General features: G+C 66.1%; 17 protein-coding genes. 8 read left to right on the forward strand and 9 right to left on the reverse strand.

Translation table 11 applies throughout. The features are described 5' to 3' along the window. Nucleotides 1-44: 44 nt before the first annotated feature. Together WEB52_02995 and WEB52_03000 are read left to right on the forward strand one after the other, a co-directional pair. Entirely contained in the window at nucleotides 45-1,532 is a 1,488-nt protein-coding gene (locus WEB52_02995) for a DUF4185 domain-containing protein (GenBank protein MEX2225399.1), read from the forward strand. Between the two features lie 39 nt (nucleotides 1,533-1,571). Continuing rightward, entirely contained in the window at nucleotides 1,572-3,677 is a 2,106-nt protein-coding gene (locus tag WEB52_03000) for a hypothetical protein (GenBank protein MEX2225400.1), read from the forward strand. Here the strand turns inward: WEB52_03000 and WEB52_03005 are convergent. The 4 genes from WEB52_03005 to WEB52_03020 all read right to left on the reverse strand — a co-directional run bounded on the left by WEB52_03005 (nucleotide 3,674) and on the right by WEB52_03020 (nucleotide 6,399). After that, the gene (locus tag WEB52_03005) at nucleotides 3,674-4,339 is read right to left on the reverse strand and encodes a DUF1028 domain-containing protein (GenBank protein ID MEX2225401.1); all 666 of its coding nucleotides are present in this window, start codon (nucleotides 4,337-4,339) and stop codon (nucleotides 3,674-3,676) included. The genes WEB52_03000 and WEB52_03005 overlap by 4 nt on opposite strands. A gap of 34 nt (nucleotides 4,340-4,373) precedes the next feature. After that, nucleotides 4,374-4,628, reverse strand: a complete 255-nt coding sequence (locus WEB52_03010) for a hypothetical protein (protein MEX2225402.1) — start codon at nucleotides 4,626-4,628, stop codon at nucleotides 4,374-4,376. Between the two features lie 119 nt (nucleotides 4,629-4,747). Beyond that, nucleotides 4,748-5,161 carry a Zn-ribbon domain-containing OB-fold protein gene (locus WEB52_03015; GenBank protein ID MEX2225403.1) on the reverse strand — a complete coding sequence of 138 codons (414 nt, stop codon included), beginning with the start codon at nucleotides 5,159-5,161 and terminating at the stop codon, nucleotides 4,748-4,750. Between the two features lie 41 nt (nucleotides 5,162-5,202). Next, nucleotides 5,203-6,399 carry a thiolase family protein gene (locus WEB52_03020; GenBank protein ID MEX2225404.1) on the reverse strand — a complete coding sequence of 399 codons (1,197 nt, stop codon included), beginning with the start codon at nucleotides 6,397-6,399 and terminating at the stop codon, nucleotides 5,203-5,205. Nucleotides 6,400-6,551: 152 nt separating this feature from the next. Here WEB52_03020 and WEB52_03025 point away from each other — a divergent pair, with 152 nt between their 5' ends. The 5 genes from WEB52_03025 to WEB52_03045 all read left to right on the forward strand — a co-directional run bounded on the left by WEB52_03025 (nucleotide 6,552) and on the right by WEB52_03045 (nucleotide 11,759). Further along, complete coding sequence (locus tag WEB52_03025) at nucleotides 6,552-9,317, forward strand: EAL domain-containing protein (protein MEX2225405.1); 2,766 nt, start codon at nucleotides 6,552-6,554, stop codon at nucleotides 9,315-9,317. Nucleotides 9,318-9,600: 283 nt separating this feature from the next. Then, on the forward strand, nucleotides 9,601-10,320 hold the full coding sequence (locus tag WEB52_03030) for a hypothetical protein (GenBank protein MEX2225406.1): 720 nt from the start codon (nucleotides 9,601-9,603) through the stop codon (nucleotides 10,318-10,320). 32 nt (nucleotides 10,321-10,352) lie between these two features. Beyond that, the gene (locus WEB52_03035; protein MEX2225407.1) at nucleotides 10,353-10,778 is read left to right on the forward strand and encodes a hypothetical protein; all 426 of its coding nucleotides are present in this window, start codon (nucleotides 10,353-10,355) and stop codon (nucleotides 10,776-10,778) included. Between the two features lie 13 nt (nucleotides 10,779-10,791). Further along, the gene (locus tag WEB52_03040) at nucleotides 10,792-11,238 is read left to right on the forward strand and encodes a phage holin family protein (protein MEX2225408.1); all 447 of its coding nucleotides are present in this window, start codon (nucleotides 10,792-10,794) and stop codon (nucleotides 11,236-11,238) included. Further along, entirely contained in the window at nucleotides 11,202-11,759 is a 558-nt protein-coding gene (locus WEB52_03045) for a hypothetical protein (protein MEX2225409.1), read from the forward strand. The genes WEB52_03040 and WEB52_03045 overlap by 37 nt, the downstream gene beginning before the upstream one ends. A gap of 1 nt (nucleotide 11,760) precedes the next feature. Here WEB52_03045 and WEB52_03050 read toward each other — a convergent pair whose 3' ends face one another. From WEB52_03050 to rsmG, 5 genes are all read right to left on the reverse strand, one after another. Next, a complete protein-coding gene (locus WEB52_03050; protein ID MEX2225410.1) occupies nucleotides 11,761-12,726 on the reverse strand; it encodes a cation diffusion facilitator family transporter in 966 nt (321 codons plus the stop codon). Nucleotides 12,727-12,760: 34 nt separating this feature from the next. After that, nucleotides 12,761-13,714, reverse strand: a complete 954-nt coding sequence (gene cofD / locus WEB52_03055) for a 2-phospho-L-lactate transferase (GenBank protein ID MEX2225411.1) — start codon at nucleotides 13,712-13,714, stop codon at nucleotides 12,761-12,763. Beyond that, on the reverse strand, nucleotides 13,711-14,985 hold the full coding sequence (locus WEB52_03060; GenBank protein ID MEX2225412.1) for an MFS transporter: 1,275 nt from the start codon (nucleotides 14,983-14,985) through the stop codon (nucleotides 13,711-13,713). Before WEB52_03060 ends, cofD begins: the two co-directional genes overlap by 4 nt. An 89-nt stretch (nucleotides 14,986-15,074) precedes the next feature. Beyond that, nucleotides 15,075-15,689, reverse strand: a complete 615-nt coding sequence (locus WEB52_03065; protein MEX2225413.1) for a YIP1 family protein — start codon at nucleotides 15,687-15,689, stop codon at nucleotides 15,075-15,077. Between the two features lie 143 nt (nucleotides 15,690-15,832). Beyond that, on the reverse strand, nucleotides 15,833-16,546 hold the full coding sequence (gene rsmG / locus WEB52_03070) for a 16S rRNA (guanine(527)-N(7))-methyltransferase RsmG (GenBank protein ID MEX2225414.1): 714 nt from the start codon (nucleotides 16,544-16,546) through the stop codon (nucleotides 15,833-15,835). Between the two features lie 194 nt (nucleotides 16,547-16,740). On the opposite strand from rsmG, the gene greA reads away from it, so the two are divergent. Next, complete coding sequence (greA, locus tag WEB52_03075; protein MEX2225415.1) at nucleotides 16,741-17,454, forward strand: transcription elongation factor GreA; 714 nt, start codon at nucleotides 16,741-16,743, stop codon at nucleotides 17,452-17,454. Nucleotides 17,455-17,457: the final 3 nt, after the last annotated feature.

The raw sequence follows: 17,457 nt of genomic DNA on the forward strand, positions 1-17,457 counted from the left end.
AGGCTAGTCGCCACTCATCGTATGCGCCCCGCCCGAGGAGATACGTGCGCGCGTTTTCCGCTCCCTGGGCTCTGCTCGCCGCCGGGGCACTTCCTGCTTTGGCGGGCGTGGGGCTGCTCGCCATTCGCCTGCCCTCGAACGAGGCGACGTCCGCGCAACCACCGGTGCCGCCCGCGGCGGCACCGATCATCGCCGCGCGCGCGGTGTGTTCGTTCGCGAACGAAGATGCCGCGGCGGCGCTCGTAGACGGCGCTGATGGCGGCCAGAGCGTCGTCGTCGACGGGCGCAGCTACTGGCTGTTCGGCGACACGCTTTTCGCCGCCGCGTCCGGTAAGCAGATCGAGGCTAACACGCTCGCCTGGTCTGACACGCGCGACGAACACGGTTGTCCCGAACTGACGTATCACGCGCGCGGCGGCATCGCCGTGCCGTTTCTCGAAAAGGACGGATCGCTGACCGTCTGGCCGTCCGGCACGTTCGCGAACGACGACGGCACGATCGACGTCTTCACGGTGTACATCTACGGATCGGGGCCGTGGGCGTACTGGACGGGCGAAGTCGGCGTCACCCGCGTCGACCCGGCGTCGATGCGGGTCGAGGTGACGGCGCGGCGCCTGTTCGATGCGGCGAGCGGCTTCCGGTCGCAGGTTATCGCCGCGCAGCCGGTCGATGAAGACGCGGACGAGCGGCTGCGCATCGTGCTTCAACTGCAAAGCGGCGAGAAGATCCTCGCGCGCGTCGCCAGTGCAAGCATCCACGAGTTCCTGGCGTACGAATACTGGGACGGCGAAGCCTGGAGCGACGATCCGGGCGTCGCGGCACCGCTCTGGGACGTCGCGCAAGCTGATGATCCGACCGGCATGCTGGGCGCGTTTGAAGGCAGCACGCACATCTCGTGGAGTGACGCGTTCGACGCGTACGTGGCGATCTCGAACGCCGGCTATGCGTCGGTCGGAGCGCGCTTCGCCGATCGCCTCGAGGGCCCGTGGAGCGACGCCGTCTCATGGCTCGACTGCAGCGCGTTCGCCGGACCGCGCGTGCCCGTGTGCTACACGCCGGCGCTGCACCCGCAGTTCTCCGAAGACGGCTCGTTGTTCGTGACGGTCACGCGCTTCGGCGAGTACGACATCGTTGCCTATGAACTGACGCCGGGCGCGCCGGTACACGAGTATCGCCACGGCGACGCGATTGTCTACGGCTTCGAGGCGCCAGGAGACGACTGGGAAGACCTCGGCGTGGCGTTTCACGCGTCGCGCACGCCGGCGGATGGGCTGGCGCCGATCTATCGATGGCAGCGCGACGGTGAAGTCGCCTACGCGCCGCAAGCACCGGGCGCGGACTTCATACGTGACGACGCCGCGGCGTTCTACGCGTCGTTGGCGGCGCCTGCGGAGGATTCGCCGATCGTGCTGCGGCCCGTCTACGGCTGGAGCGACGGCACGGCGCACCTGCTTTCCACCATGGACTCAGGCCTCGAACGGTACGGATTCGTGCGGGGCAAGGTCGCGTTCTACACGCCGCGCCGCTCCTGACGGCGTGACGGGCACACAATGTGCTGAGGGAGACTCGAGATGGCGAAATATTGGCTGGGCACGATAGTGGGGATCGCGGTCCTTTCGTTGGCGCTGGGGTTGGTCACGAACGGGCCACGCGCCGGTGCCGAGGTCGACAATACGGTCGCGATCAGTTGCCTCTTTCTTGCGGGCCCCATCGACGGTGATGGCGATGATCCCGTCGGGGCGGCCGACGCGAACGCCGCGTGCGATGGTCTCACCGCCGCCGACGTCGGGCTTATTGCCGCCGCGGTCGGCGACGCCGACGGCGTGCTCGAACCGGGTGAACTCGCCGCGCTCGACCTCGACGCGAACCAGATCACCGTGCCGGGAAGTGCCCCCCTCGACAGTATCTACATAATCGCGCTGGTGGATGATGACGAACTCGTCACGTTCGACGCAGATTTCGGCGGGTCGGTCACGATCAACGATGATGGCGCGCTGGGCGAAGCCACCCCCGGTGACGACGCTAACGTCGAGACGTGCGAAGGAGACGACGATGCCGACTGCGGGACGGAGATCTTTGGAAACGGAGACGGCGTCGTGGTCGCGACGATCAGGGCAGTCACCGCGAGTGATGGGACTAACATCGATGTCGCCGTCACGCAGGAAGGTGTGAGCGAAACGCAGACGCTGCTCGTCGTTGGTTCGCCGTTCAGGGTCGATCTCAACCTCGTCGAGACGACGGTATTTTCAGGGTCGTCGACGGAGTGCCGTGACGGGACGCTGGATGTGTTCGACGACGCCGCGATCGGCGACGCCGCCTCGACGCTGGCACGCGCGGTGATCGTGGACAACGACGACCGCGCGCTGACACGCATCGTCGCAGACTTCAGCTCAGCGGATGCCAACATCGCGATCGTCGGCGATACTAGCGAACTTTCGGTCGATGGCGGCACGCGGGGCATGGGCGCATTCGCGGTGATCTGCGGCGGCGATGTCGCGGGCGCAACGACGATCACGGCCGATATCGGTGCGGACGATGATTCGTTGCCGATCACGGTCGTCGCGGCAACACCCGGCATCACGCTTACTGCATCTCCAGCGCAAGTCGAGTGTGACGGCGTCGCGTCGTCGACACTAACTGCCACCGTATTCGACGAGTCCGGGCAGCGCGTCCCGGACGGCACGAACGTGAACTTCAGCGTGGTGGCGCTCGGCAGCGCCGATCCGGTGAACGCGCTCACCACCGGTGGCGTCGCCGCCAGCATCATCACGCCATTGGCCGGCGCGAGCGGCGTGACCGTGATCGTGACAGCCGGGGCCGCGCAAGCGCAGATCCGCATCGAGTGCGGCGGTCAGACGGAATTCGGTGCGCCGCGCGCGATTGAATTGAAGGCGACGCCGCCGCTGATCACGTGCGACGCAAACCACGCATCGACGATCCGTGTGCGCTTGCGTGATGACAACGATCAGCCCATCGCCGATGGCACCTACGTCGAGTTCTCCGTGGAGAATGCCGGCGACAACTACGGCTACCGGTTCTCCCAGGACCAGGCCGTGACATCCGGCGGCGAAGTCACGACCGACGTCTTCTTCCAGTCCGTCGACCCGCTGCCACCCTCCGCGTTCGACGTGCGTGCTACGTCGGGCATGATCAGCGGGACGATTCGCGTACGGTGCGACGGAGTGCTGTGTATGTCGCCGCCGCCGCACCCCATGAGTCCACCGTGCGTGCAGCCACCGCCATCCCCGCCCGGCTGCGTCGAAGAGCCAACGTCGCCGCCTGAATCGGTGAGTCCGCCCTGCCCGACGGCAACGCCGTTTCCGCCGTCGCCGCCGCCGTGCGAGTGGCCGTTCTCCCCGCCCAACTGTGATCCCGGCGAATTGGCATCGCCGTCGTCCACGGCAACGCCTGCGGACACCGCCACAGCGAGATCAACGCGCACGAAGCAACCGCCTCGTACGCCACGTGCTACGCGCACACCGAAGCCGACGAAAACACCGCGGGCCCACGCGTGTGCCGACGTGACGGGCGACGGGGCAGTTTCGAGCGCCGATCTTGTCGCGATCAGCGCGAAGGCCGGGCGGGGATACGATGCCCGCTACGACATCAACGACGACGGCAAGGTGACATTCCGAGACGTGCTGGCGGCGGCGGCTCAGCTGAAGCGGAGGTGCTAATGATCGGCTGAGGGCTGTTCGCGGCCCATGCGCAGCATCAGGTCGAAGATGCGGCGCAACTCGGGCACCGGGTCGGCGTGCTCGTCGACGCGGATGTCGAGCCGATATTCGCGCGGGTCGAAGTTGGGAGAGCCGCCGCGCGCGATCACCTGCGGCGTGACGACGAGCGCGGCTGATTGGCGGCCGCGCTTGTCACCGCCCGCCGCTTGACCCGCTTCGAGCGCCAGCACGAGGCGGATGCCCAGCCACTTGCCCGCGCTCGCCTCGAAGGCGTTGGCCATCGCCTCGACGACTTGCGCGCCGTCGAGCATGTTGCCCTGCGCCGAGTAGTCCTGCCCCTCGCGGCTGCCGAACCAATCGACGCAGTCCTTGCCGCTGTAGGCGAACGTGCGTCCCTGCGCGTCGATGCCGGCGACCTGCCGCACGTCGCGGCCGCCGTCTTCGGCGAGGAGCGCTTCGAGCGCGGCGCGCGGGCTGATGCCGTGCTCGAGTAGCCGCAGCCCCTGCGTGCCGAGATCGACGTTCGTGTTCGACTGCGTCGCGATGGCGCCGACGCCCGACTTCGCGTGCGGCACGAGCGCACCGACGCACGGCACAGCGGTACACACCGCAACGCCAAACGAGGCGCTGTTCGGATCTCGCGCGATGATGCTGAATGTCATGGACCTCCTCAGTCGTAAGTTGTCAGTTTAAGTTCTAAGTTGTAGGCTCGCGGCTCATTCGATCGACTACGCCGAGCACTGACTCGACGAGCACGCGGTCGCCCGGGTGTGGGTCTTCGTAGATCATGTCAAACGACAGGCGCGCCTCACGCGGCGTTTCGGATGATGCGTCGAGGCGATACAGCACGGCGTAGTAGCGCGTGCCGTGCAGTTCGTACGGCCGCACGTCGACCACCTCGCCGGCCTGTGGCTTCGGACGCTCGCCGCCGCGGACCCATTTTGAAGTCATACGTTGTCAGTCTTCAGTTGTAAGTTCCAAAGTCCGAAGTTCAAGGTTCGGCGTTCTACTAGCTCGGTTAGCTCTTCTCTGGACGGACTGAAATCATCAACGCACTTACAACTGATAACTTACGACTTATCACTCATGAAGCGCACGAGCGTCGTATCGTCCGACACGTCGTCGAAGTAGGCGACGAGCGGCATGTCGACGCGGATCTCGTCGTCGGGCACGCCGACGACGTTCGATACGATGCGCGGGCCTTCTTCAAGCTCAACGATCGCGTAGTGGTAGGGGCCGTCCTCGCTGAAGCCGGGAAACTTCTGATGCATGACGCCGAACGAGTACAGCGTGCCGCGCCCGCTCGCCTTCTCCCACGCCGTGTCGGTCGACCAGCAGTCAGGGCAGCGCGGCCGCGACGGCAAGCGCCAGGCGCGGCAGTCCTTGCAGCGCATCAGCATGAGTTCGTGGCGTCGCGCGCCGTCGTAGAATTCGCGGGACTCTTCGTCCGCCTGCGGGATGGGCCGAGTGTAGGTGTCACTCACGCATCACCATCGTCGTGTACTCCGACGTTCGATTTTCAGCCTCACGCATCATGGGGCGACAGGACGATCGTGCTGTGATGATCGAGGATGCCGCCGTTGCCGGTCACGAGCACAACGTCGTGCTTGTCGACCTGGCGGTCGCCGCCCTGGCCGCGCGCCTGGATGATGCCCTCCGAGAGCGGCGTCATGCCCCACATGTAGTAGGCGCTGAGTTGGCCGCCGCCGGTGTTCGTCGGCAGGGCGCCGCCCGGCGCGAGCTTGCCGTCGGCGACGAACGGGCCGCCCTCGCTTTTCGCGCAGAAACCGTAATCCTCGAGCGTGACGAGCACGGTGTAGGTGTAGCAGTCGTACGCCTGCAGCACGTCCACATCGTCGATCCCTATGCCGGCCATCGCGAAGGCCTTCTCCTTCGACATGGGCGCGCCCGTCTGTGTCTCGACATCCCATCCTTTGCGACGCATGTCGCCGGGATGCCCCTGTCCCATGCCCCAGATGTACGCCGGCGGCTGCTTCATGTCCTTCGCCGCGTCCGCGCGCGAGACGATCACCGCCACGCCGCCGTTCGATACGAGGCAACAGTCCAGCAGGTGCAGCGGCTCGGCCACCCATCGCGATGCGTGGTAGTCCTCGAGCGTCATGGGTTCGCGGTGCTCGGCGATCGGATTCATCGCCGCCCATTGTCGCTCCGCCACGGCGATCGCGCCGAAGTGGTCGTTCGTGGTGCCGTACATCGCCATGTGGCGGCGCGCGGCGATAGCGTAGTGGGCGTTGATGCCCATGACGCCGAACGCCGGGTAGAGCCCGCCCATGCCGGACGGTCGCGTCGGGCGGCCCATGCCGGCATACGCGGCGCCACCGCCCTTGTTCGGCTGCAACGGCGCATCGGCGAAGACGCACACGACGTGATTCGCCATGCCGTGGATGACGCTCATGGCGGCGTACTGCACCATGACGTTCGCCGTCGCGCCGCCGACGTTCATGCTCGACAGCAGGCGCAGGTTGGTGAGTCCCAGGTAGTTCTGCAGCCCGACGCCGCCCATGCCGCCGAGCGCACTGACGCCCGGGTTCACGAGCAGGCCGTCGATGTCCTCCTTGCGCAGGCCGGCGTCGGCGACGGCGCGCTGGATCGCTTCGGCGGCGAAGTGCTGGGCATCGTGGCCGTAGACGCGCCCCATCTCGGAGATGCCCAGCCCGGTGATCGCCGCCCTGGCCTTCAATTCCCGTCCGGTCGCGTCCATCGTGGCCTCCTCGGCCAGAGTACGCAGATTCGCCCGAAGGGGGAACGGGGCCCGGATGCGGCGATTGGGGGCCGAGAGGCGTAAATCGGGCGCGGGCCAGTGCCGATGCTACTTCGGAACCGATCGGGATCGAATCAGGACCGGAGCGCGCAATGGCAGACCCGCTCTACACGCTTACCCGCATAGCGAACCGCCCGTCGCCGGGGATCGACGAGGTCCGCGAAGCCTGCACGCTGATCGCGGACGTCATCGGCGCGGCCGAGGTCTACGTCATCAAGGCCGGCGACCCGGACTTCATCCGCATCGGCTGCGAGTGCCCGCCGCGCGAATACGAGATCAAGCAGAAGGGCTACTGGCTCTGCTGGCGTGACCTGGCGACGAATCCCGGCGTGCGTCTGGGCGCCTTCGACGTCGCCGAGCGGCTGATCACCGAAGCGTGGCCGTTCGAAGCCGGGCGTGCGATGACGCACCTGGCGGCGATCCTTCCGGGCGATGAAAGCAATTCCGAGTTGCTCGTCGCGCGCGGGCCGTGGCCCGCAGGCATCGACGAACAGCAACAGCAGTTCCTGGTGATCGCGCGCACGCTACTCGCGCATCTCGTGAGCAACGTGCTCGACTCACAACGCCGCGCCCGCCAGCGCGAGCAACTGGAGTCCCTGGCCAACGTCTCTCGCGCGTTTAACGATGCAAGCGCTTCGGAGTCAGTGCTCAGTGACATCGCGACTGCGCTCGCGAAAGCGTCGGGCTTCGACTGGGTGACGCTCGTGCTGTACAACGACACGCTGGACGCGGTCATCGCCCGCGCGATGAACGTCGCGCGTTACTCTGGCACGGAGACGGCGGCGGTGTTTCGCGAGGGCCGCGGCCTCGTCGAACAGGGCGAGGTGGCGCTCGGGGTGGAGTTGACGCGCCTGCGCACGCAACTGCTCCTGCCCGACGTCTTTGCGCCCGACCTGCTCGAGCGTCCGAACATGCAGCTCATCGGCGAGGTGCTGCCGTTCCTGCAGAAGAACTTCGAGCGCGGGCACGTGCTGTCGCTGGCGATCCTGCCGCTCGTATTCCAGGACGGCGCGATCGGCATGGTGCACTTCTCGTCGTCGACGCGGCGCGAGTTCGCGCAGCACGAAGTCGACTTTCTGTCGGCGCTTGCCGCGCAGGCCTCGACGGCGCTCAAGGGCGTGCTGCTTTACGACGCGCTCGAACGGTCGCGCGACGAACTGCGGCAGAGCGAGGAACGCTTCCGCTCGCTCGTGCAGAACTCGTCTGACCTGATCACCGTGATCGAGAGCGACACGACGGTCACGTACCAGAGCCCGTCGATCGCGCGCGTCCTTGGCCACACGGCGGGCGACATCATCGGCAAGAAGCTGTCGGCGCTGGTACACATCGACGACGTCAGCCGCACCCTGGCGGCGTTGCACGACGCCATCAACAACGACGGCGTCGCCACGGCGGAAGCGCGCATGCGGCACGCCGACGGCTCCTGGCGCCACATCGAAATGATCGGCACGGATCAGCGTGCCACCGCCGCGATCGGCGGCTTTGTGCTGAACATGCGCGACGTCAGCGAACGCAAGAGTCTGGAGCAGCAGCTTCGCTACCAGGCGCTGCACGACCCGCTGACCAAGCTCGCGAACCGCACGCGCTTCGGCGACCGGCTGGACCACGCGCTGCTGCGCAATGAGCGCACCGGCCATCACGTCGCCGTGTTGTTCATGGACCTCGACAACTTCAAGGCCGTCAACGACAGCCTCGGCCACACGGCAGGCGACAAGCTGCTGACTGATGTCGCCGAGCGCGTCGAGCGGTGCCTGCGGCCGGGCGATACCGTCGCGCGGCTCGGCGGCGACGAGTTCGCGATCCTGATCGATGACGTGGAGACGATCGAGGCGCCGCTTGCGGTCACGGAGCGCGTCTTCGAAGCGTTGTCGGCGCCGTTCGAGCTTGAAGGCAAGGAACTGTCCGTCCGCGCCAGCATGGGCATCGCGCTGAGCAACGACGGACGCGAATCCGTCGATGCGGACTCGCTGCTGCGGGACGCCGACGTCGCGATGTACGTCGCGAAGTCGCGGGGCAAGGGGCGGTACGAGGTGTTCGAGCAGAGCATGAAACAGTCGATCCTGGAACGGCTCGAACTGCTCGCCGACCTTCAGCGCGCCGTCGAGCGCGACGAGTTCGTGCTGCAGTACCAGCCGATCTTCCTGATCGAGTCGGGCACGCTTTTCGGGCTAGAGGCGCTCGTGCGCTGGAATCACCCGCGGCGTGGCCTGATACCGCCGACGGAGTTCATCACGCTTGCCGAGGACTCGGGCGCGATTCTCGAACTGGGCAAATGGGTGCTGCGCGAGGCTTGCCGGCAGGCACAGGCATGGCGCGACGCGCAGCCGCGCGCGACCGAGTGGACGATCAGCGTCAACGTTTCCGTCCGGCAGTTGCAGAACCCCCAGTTCGTCAGCGAAGTGGCGCAGGCGCTCGACGACTCGCGCCTCGAGCCGCAGCGACTGATTCTGGAGATCACGGAGAGCGTCATGATGCAGGACGTGCCTTCGATGATGGAGCGGCTGAACGAGCTGAAGTCGCTCGGGCTGCGGCTCGCCATCGACGACTTCGGCACGGGCTATTCGTCGCTCAGCTATCTGCGGGAGTTCCCTTTCGACCTGCTGAAGATCGACAAGGCGTTCATCGACGACCTGGGCACCACGACGGAGCGCAAAGACCTGACGCGCGCGATCATCGAGCTGGGCAAGACGCTTGACCTGCAGTTGGTGGCGGAGGGCATCGAGAGCGGCGACCAGGTGTCGCGCCTGACGTCGCTGGACTGCAGCCTCGGCCAGGGGTTTTACTTCGCCGAGCCGCTGGACGCGTCTGCGGTGGAGGCGCTTCTCGGCGCGCCGGGCGAATCCGAAGCCGCGGCGTAAGCCGGGCAGCGCGGCGGGACAAACGGCCAGCATCAGTCCATGGGCGTGCCGCCGTTGACGTTGAGCGTCTGGCGGTGATCCAGGCTGCATCGTCCGATGCGAAGAACGCTACGGCGCCAGCGATGTCGCCGGGGCGTCCTTGCCGGCCCAGCGCGATCGACCGCACGACCGCCTGCTTCATCGAGGCGGGCTCGCTGCCGAAGCGCGACGCCATGTGCTGAAACGTGCCGTCCATCATGTCCGTGTCGACTGAGCCGGGCGCGACGCAGTTGACGGTGATGTGATGCGGCGCCGCTTCCAACGCGAGCATCTGCGTGAAGCCGATGACGCCGGACTTCGTCGCGCAGTAGGCGCCGTACTGCGGCACGCCCATGCGGCCTGCGGACGACGAGATGTTGATGATGCGGCCACCGTGGCCGGCTTCGACCATGCCGCGCAGCGCCCGGCTCGTGAGCAAGTACACGCCGTTCAGATTGACATCGACGACGCGATACCACTCATCGTCGGGGATCTCCCAGAGGTTCTTTTCGCCGCAGTACGCAAGCCCCGCGTTGTTGACGACGATGTCGACGCGGCCAAACGCGGCCAGCGTCTCCGCGACGATACGCTCCGCTTCGTCGGGTTGCGTGAGATCCGCATCGATGCCGAGACCCCGGCGCCCGAGCGCTTCGATCTCGGCGACGACCGACGCGACGCCCCGCCAGCCTGCGCGCCTTTCTTCATCGGGAAAGTCGTCGGGACTTCGCGGCGAGCCGGTAGCCACGACGTGCGCGCCGTCCTCGGCGAGGCGCACGGCGATGGCGCGCCCGATCCCGCGATGTCGTGCGGCGCCGGTCACGACTGCCACTTTGCCTTCGAGACCTACTGCCATATGCGTATCCTCCTCGTCGTTGCTTCGCTCACGCTAACAGGCTGGCCCACCGCAGTGGAACTGATGCAATCGTGCAATACCGCCGACCGGGCCGTAACTTCCGAGCCACGGCGGCTCTGTTTTACTCACTAAAAGGCGGTACCGATAGCGACGGGAGGGTCACCGTGCGAGAGCGAGATCAAGACATCGTAGACAACAGCCCTATGGCGCGCGGCGCCGAAGAACGCATCGAGCGGGCATCGGAAGAGGTGCAGCGCACGGGCACGCAGGGACGCCAGGACATGTCGCAGAAGGCCACCGAGTTCACCGAGAAGGCGCGCGAGCGCACCGATGAAGGCATGCAGAAGGCTGCCGGCGGCATGGAAGATACGGCGCACAAACTGCGTGAGAAGACGGAAGGCAAGGGCGGTGTGCAGGCAAAGGCCGGCGAGACCGTTGCCGAAGGGATGGAGAAGACAGCCGGCTATCTGCGCGACAAGGACTCGCAGCAGATCATGGACGACGTCGAGCAGTACGTGAAGGAGCACCCCGTGCAGGCAATCGCGGGCGCCGTCGTCGGCGGGTTCATCCTCGCGCGCATCCTGCGTTAGTCATGGAGGCCGCATGACGACCGAACTTCACCACGAACCGCTCGGCGACCAGCTCAAGCGGGGGTTCGACGAGTTTTCGGGTGTCAGGGAAGAGATGATGGACCTCTTCCAGGACCTTCGCGGGCTCGCGCAGAAGGAGATGGAGCTGGCACGCGCGGAATTGTCCGAGCAGGCCGGCTACGCGCGGATGAGCGCCACGTTCGGTGCGGTGGCGGCGCTGCTGGGATTGGTCACGCTGGGCTTCATTGCCGTGACGTCGATGTTCCTGCTCGACCTGGTCGTACCGTTGTGGGCAGCGGCGTTGATCACGACGGGCGGCCTGCTGCTGCTCACGTTGCTGCTGGCGGCGCTCGCGTATGCGCAACTGAAGCAGCTCACGGTAGCGCCGAAAAAGACGTTGCACTCAGTGAATGAGGATATGCGATGGGCAAGAGATCGGATGAACTTCAGCGCGAAATAGCCGATTACCGGCAGCGCCTGGATGCCAGGGTGAACCGGATCGACGAACGTGTGCGCTCTGACGTGCGTGATTCGCGGGAAACCGTCGATCAGGATCTGCGCGATCGTCTGCATCTCGACAAGTACGCCGAAGAGCGGCCATTCCTGACGCTGGCGGCTGCCTTCGGCGCCGGGATCCTCCTGGGTTCGACGACCCCGGCGGTGCCGACGCCGTCGTTGCCATCATTCAGCGGGCGGGATTCGCAGGATGGACGGGGAAGCCGCGGTGGCGCGAGCGGCACCGGGAGCATGGGCTTTCTCGCGTCCATCGTCGGTAGCGCCAGCGGCGCGCTCAGCGGCACGATCGAAGATGAGGTGCGCCAACTCTTCTCCCAGGTGACGGGCGGCCGCGAGGCATCTCGCGCCAGCACGCGCGGCGAATCCTCGGGCTCCGGCCGGCATGTCAATCGACACGAGGATGCCGAGAGCAGCTACGACGAGCAGCAGGAGCTCGCGATCTCTGAGGAGCTGCGTCCCCAGTAGCTCAATGTTTGTGAAGATGGAGGCCGCGCTCAGTGGGCGCGGCTTCCGCCTCTCCGCGCTCCATGATGTCCGGCTCGTCGGGGTCGACGTGGATCGCGATCTTCGCGCCCGGAATGCATGACCGCAGGTCGGACTCGATCTCTTCGATCCGGAGGTGTGCGGCGCTGACGGTCATAGCCGGGTCGACGAGCACATGCAGATCAATGTGTTTCTCGCGGCCGGATTTCCGCGTGCGCATGGCGTGGAAGCCTCGCAATCCGTGTTCGTGCGTCGCGAGACACGCCTCGATCATGGCGACTTCTTCGTCCGGCAGCGACGAGTCGATCAGCTCACGCAGTGCGTCTGCGGTGATACGGGCGACGGTGTACGCCAGGTATGCGGCGATGGCTAGGGCCACGAGCGGGTCGAAGATCTGCCGTCCCGTGATACCCACGAGCGTCAGCGCGAAGATGACGCCGGCGGCCTGTACGACGTTCGTCAGGAGATGCCGCGCGTCAGCGGCGATGGCGACGGACTCGCTGATGCGGGCGGCGCGCATGGCGTACGCCGCGACGGCGAGGTTCACAACAGCCGTCACCGCCATGATCGCGAGCGAAGGACCGACGTCGATGTCGGCGCCGCCGTCGAACATGCGGCGCAGCGCGGCAACGGCGATGAACGTCGCGCCGCCGGCGATCAGCGCCGCCTGCGAGAGCGCGGCCAGGCTTTCCGTCTTGCCGTGACCGTAGGGATGCGCCTCATCGGCGGGCTGCATGGCGAGCCGTACCGCGAAGAATGCCAACCCCGACGCGAAGACGTCCTGCGCGCTGTCGACGCCGTCGCTCAGGACCGCGACCGATCCGAACATCAGCCCGACGCTGAGCTTGGCGACCATCAGGACGGCGTTGGATCCGAGGGAGAGCGCGGCGGCGCGACTTGCGACGTCCAGACGCCAGAACCGAGCCGGCGCCTGCGTGAGTTCCCTCATGCCCGCATGGTACAGCGTCGGGCGTTCGCCGGAGTCAGTAGGGGATGTCCAGCGCGTCGAGCACCTGACTTGCGAGGCGCCGGCGCGACGCTTCGTCCCGCATGATCGTGGCGCCGACGATCGCGCGGATGCCCATTTCCTCGATCGCAGGTGCGCGCGAGGCGTCCGCTTCATCGATTACGAGTGTGTCGATGAAGCCGCGGTAGATATCGGCGACCGCGACGACGTCGACGGCGTGGCCGAGCCCTGCCATCATCTCGCCGGCCGGGGGTTGCAGCGACGCGCCGTCGACGATCGGGCTGACGGCGGCGCGTTTGGCTGTCGATACGGCGATCGCGTCGGCGATGTCGCGGAGCGCCAGGACGGGCCCGATGCTTGCGATCGGGTTGCTGGGTGCGATGAGGATCGCCTGCGCCTCGTTGATCGCTTCGAGCACGCCGGGCGCGGGCGACGCTTCGGCGGCTCCTTCGAAGCGCACGGCGCGGACGCCGTCCCGCGCGTGGTGTTTAACGAGATACTCCTGGAACGGTTGGTCGCCGGCGTCGGTCTCGACGATCGTACGCACGCGGTCGTTGGTCATCGGCAGCAGCCGCACGTCGACGCCGAACGCACGCGCGACGTCGCGGACGATCGACGTCATTGGCACGCCACCGCGCAAGAGTCGCGTGCGATGCAGGTGCGTGGCGAGGTCGTGATCACCGATCTGAAACCACGTCTCGTGACCGAAGCGTTGCAACGAATCGAGCCAGCGGAACGTGTCGCCGCGGAGGCCCCAGCCGCGCTCCTCGTCGACTTCGCCGGCCAGCGCGTAGGTGACGATGTCCGGGTCGGGCGAGACGTAGAGTCCGTGGAACCATTCGTCGTCCGCCGTGTTGATGATGGCGACCAGACGCTCGTGCGGCACCACTTCAGCGAGCGCGCGCAGGAATCGCGATCCGCCGATGCCGCCGCACAGCACGACGATTCTTCCTGCGTGCGCGGACGTCATGAGACGGGCATGATCTCCGGCGCCTGTTCCGTGGCGCGGCGCGACTGCCCGGACCCGGCGTCCAGTTCGTCGGACTCGGCGCGGTTCCAGAGCCAGAGGATCGCCGGGCCGATGACGAGCGTGAGCACGCCGAACATCAGGAACATACCCCGCAGTCCAACGGTGTCAGCGAGCGCGCCGCTGATCGGTTCGATGAACGCGAGCAGGACGCTGCCGGCGAGGTTCTGGATCGAGAGCATCGTCGCGCGGCGGTCGCTGGGGATGCGCCGATTTACATAATCAGAGAGGGCCGGATTCGAAAGCCCGGCGACGAAGCCGACGGGGATGAATGCGGCGTACACCCACATGTTGTCCATGCCGGCGAGCGAGAGATACGCAATGCCCAGCGCCACGGGCATCGCGAGAAACGTGCCGCGCTCGCCCAGGCGCGAGATCAAACGGTGCGCAAAGAAGGCCGACATCATGCCGGCGGCGCGCACCGGCGCCTGCCAGAGCCCGAGGTTGCCCGTACCGACGTCGAACGAGTCGAGGAAGGGCTGCAAGAAGATCAGCGGTGCGAAGACGGCCGCCTGGAGCACGCCGCTAAACGCGATGATGTAACGCAACGGCTTCTTGTTCCACGCGTCGCGGACGCCGTTCCGCACCATGCGGAGGTAGGGCTCCGGTTCCTCGTGCCCGCGATAGGACGGCTCGCGCATCGAGAGCGCGACGGGTACCGCGGCGAGTGCCACGCCGGCGCTCAGGAGAATCGGCACCGACAGCGATGTCGCCGCGGCGATCGGCGCGCCGATGAGGATCGCGAGCAGCACCGCGAGCGACGTGAGCGCCCAAAGACGGCCATTGATCTTCTGGAACTCTTCCTCGCGGCCCATGCTCTTCAAGCTGTCGTACAAGAGCGCCGTGTCGGCCCCGGATTGCAGCGTCAGCGCCAGGCCCCACGCCGTGTATGACAGCAGGATCACGAGGTAGTTCTCGGCGACGCCGAAGATGAACACCGCGATCGCAAACATGAGGCTGCCAAGCATGAGCGAGATGCGTCGCCCGTAGCGGTCGGCGATGGCGCCCGTCGGCACCTCCGCGAAGACGATAAGCAGGAAGAACGGCGTATCGAGCAGCGTGATCTGCGTCAGCGAGAGGTCGCGTTCCTTCTGCAGATAGATGACCCAGATCGGCCACCACAGTTGAAACTGGATGAGGAAGCGATAGAGGAACGACTTCCCGATGTTGGCCTCGAGGGCCATGTCCTCGCGTATGCGCCCGAGCAGATCCACGACGCCGAGTATAGCGAGGAGCGGGAACGCCAGATACGACGTGAGGGGCCCTCAACGGGCCCCGCATGTCAAACGTCAAGCGTGTTCGCTTAGTCGATCGCGAAGAGGAAGATGTTCGGCACATAACCGATATCGGTGGAGTCGGCGCTGGCGCCGAACAGGCTGAGGATCGCGATCCACACAAGGAATCCGACGGCGGTCGCAGCGAGCGCGCGCCCTGCCGGCGCATCGGTGGCGCTCTGCACGGCGATCACGAGGGTGCCGAAGGTGACGGCGAGAGCGAGGAGACTCAAGCCGAACCCGAAGCCCCCCGGAAGGAAGAACAAGAGTCCAAGCGCAAGCGGGAGCGTCGCGAAGCCCATCACGCGGACCAGTTCGTTCATGTCCGCGCGGGCGCGGAAGACCTGCGTCAGCATCACGTAGGTAACGCCGACGGCAACGCCGAAGACGATCAGCGAGATGATCGTGCCGATGATCACCGACTTGAGGAAGAACTCGCCGCTGTCGGGGCCATCCTCGAAGATCCACCAGAGCCACGTCCCGAGGGCGAATAACAGCGTCGAAACGACGGCGACGGCGGCGGCGGGGAGGGTGTAACTCGCGTCCGCGCGCACCTCGTCGAACACCGTGGTGTCGAGCATCGCCAGCCTGCGGACCTTTTGCATGAGGCTGTTTACATCCATGCCTCCGGCCTGTGACATCATGTCGGATCCCTCCTGCTCCGCCGCGCGCGGCAGAATGCGCCCTCCCGGAAAAGGCTTAACTGTGTATCTCATACACCACTTCATGAACGCTGTCTAGCCCTGCGAACGTGTTTTTCGAGGCTGCAAGGCGATTTGTGAGCGGCTCAGAGCGGTGACTTCGAGGGCACGCCGGCGCGACGCGGGTACTCGGGAGGCGTCGCCGCCTGCTTCACGGCGACGACGATCTTCTGCTTCGGGCCGGGCACGTCGAGTGGCACGACGAACAGCTTCGCGCCCAGGACCGAGAGCGCGCGTTTCGAAGCCGCCACCTCTTCCTCGACGCGCGACCCCTTGGGAGCGACGACGCGTCCGCCGATGCGGGCAAACGGCAGTGTCAGCTCCAGCAACGCGGGAAGGGGGGCGACGGCCCGCGCCAGCACCAGGTCGAAGCCATCCCGGAGGGACGGATCGTGCCCCAGTTCCTCGGCACGGCCCGTCACAACGACGGTGTCCGAGAGGTCCAGCGCTTCCACGACCGCGGATAAGAATGCCGTCTTCTTCGCCGTAGCTTCGAGCAGCGCGAGGCGGATCGATGGCCACGAGATCTTGATCGGCAGACTCGGAAATCCCGCGCCCGCTCCGATCTCGATGATGCGGGCATCGGGGCGAAGCACCTCTCGTTCGCGAAGCGAGGCGCCGAGCGCGAGCGATTCGATGATGTGGCGTCGCAGGACGACGTCCGCGGTCGCATCGGAGACGAGGTTAACGCGCTGATTCCATTCGGCGAGCAAGGTCACATAACGCTCGAATTGCAGGAGTTGCGCATCGGTGAGGCTGATGCCATATCGTGGAGCTTCCGTGCGCAAGCTGTCGAGCATGACAAGAGCATAGCAATCGTTATGTTTGACGCGTCATCCCGTACATGCATACAATTACAAAGATTACCGAGGGGGGTTCTGGCAACTATATGGCGGGTGACGTCCAAACAGAAACGATGTCGGTCCAGCAGGCCGCGCATACGTATCTCGGATCGTTGAAGGCAGCGAATCGAGGAGAGGCACAACCGGAAGTCTTGAAGTTCGTCCGCTGGATCGGCCCCCAGCGAGATCTGGGCACGATGCGCGGACACGATGTGGCGCAATACGCCGAGAACTTTCCTCCCACCGTTTCTGATGCAGCAAAGCGCGCGGATTTCGTCCGCGCGTTTCTTAAGTGGTCAAAGGAACGCGGATACACGCGTGAGAACCTCGGTACGCATCTGCGGGTGCGGAAGGCGAACAAGTCGAACTCGAACGCCCAGACGCTCGAAGAGCAGCCGGTCTACCTGACGAAGGAAGGCCACGACGACCTGGTGAAGGAACTCGAGTTGCTCAAGGAGCGGCGGCCGCTGATCCAGGCGGACCTGGCCCGCGCGATGGCAGACAAGGACTTCCGCGAGAACGCGCCGCTCGACGCCGCCCGCAACGAGCAGGCGCACCTGGAAGCGCGTATCCGCGAACTCGACGGCACGCTGCGCAAGGCCGTGATCCTGGAGGCCGGCGCGACGCACGCCGGCGACGTTTCGCGGCTCGGCGATGTGGTGACGATCAAGGACCTGCGCACCAGCAAGGAGACGACGTTCACCCTGGTGAACCCCGACGAGATGCGCTCGGGCCAAGGTAAGATCTCGATCGCATCGCCGGTCGGGAAGGCGATCTACCAACACCGCGCCGGCGAAGAAGTCGAGGTGGAAGCGCCTTCGGGCACGTTCCGCATCCGCATCGAGTCGATCGTTTCGTCGTCCTGACGT

Source organism: Dehalococcoidia bacterium (genome assembly GCA_040902535.1).
Taxonomy (GTDB): domain Bacteria; phylum Chloroflexota; class Dehalococcoidia; order DSTF01; family JACRBR01; genus JBBDXD01.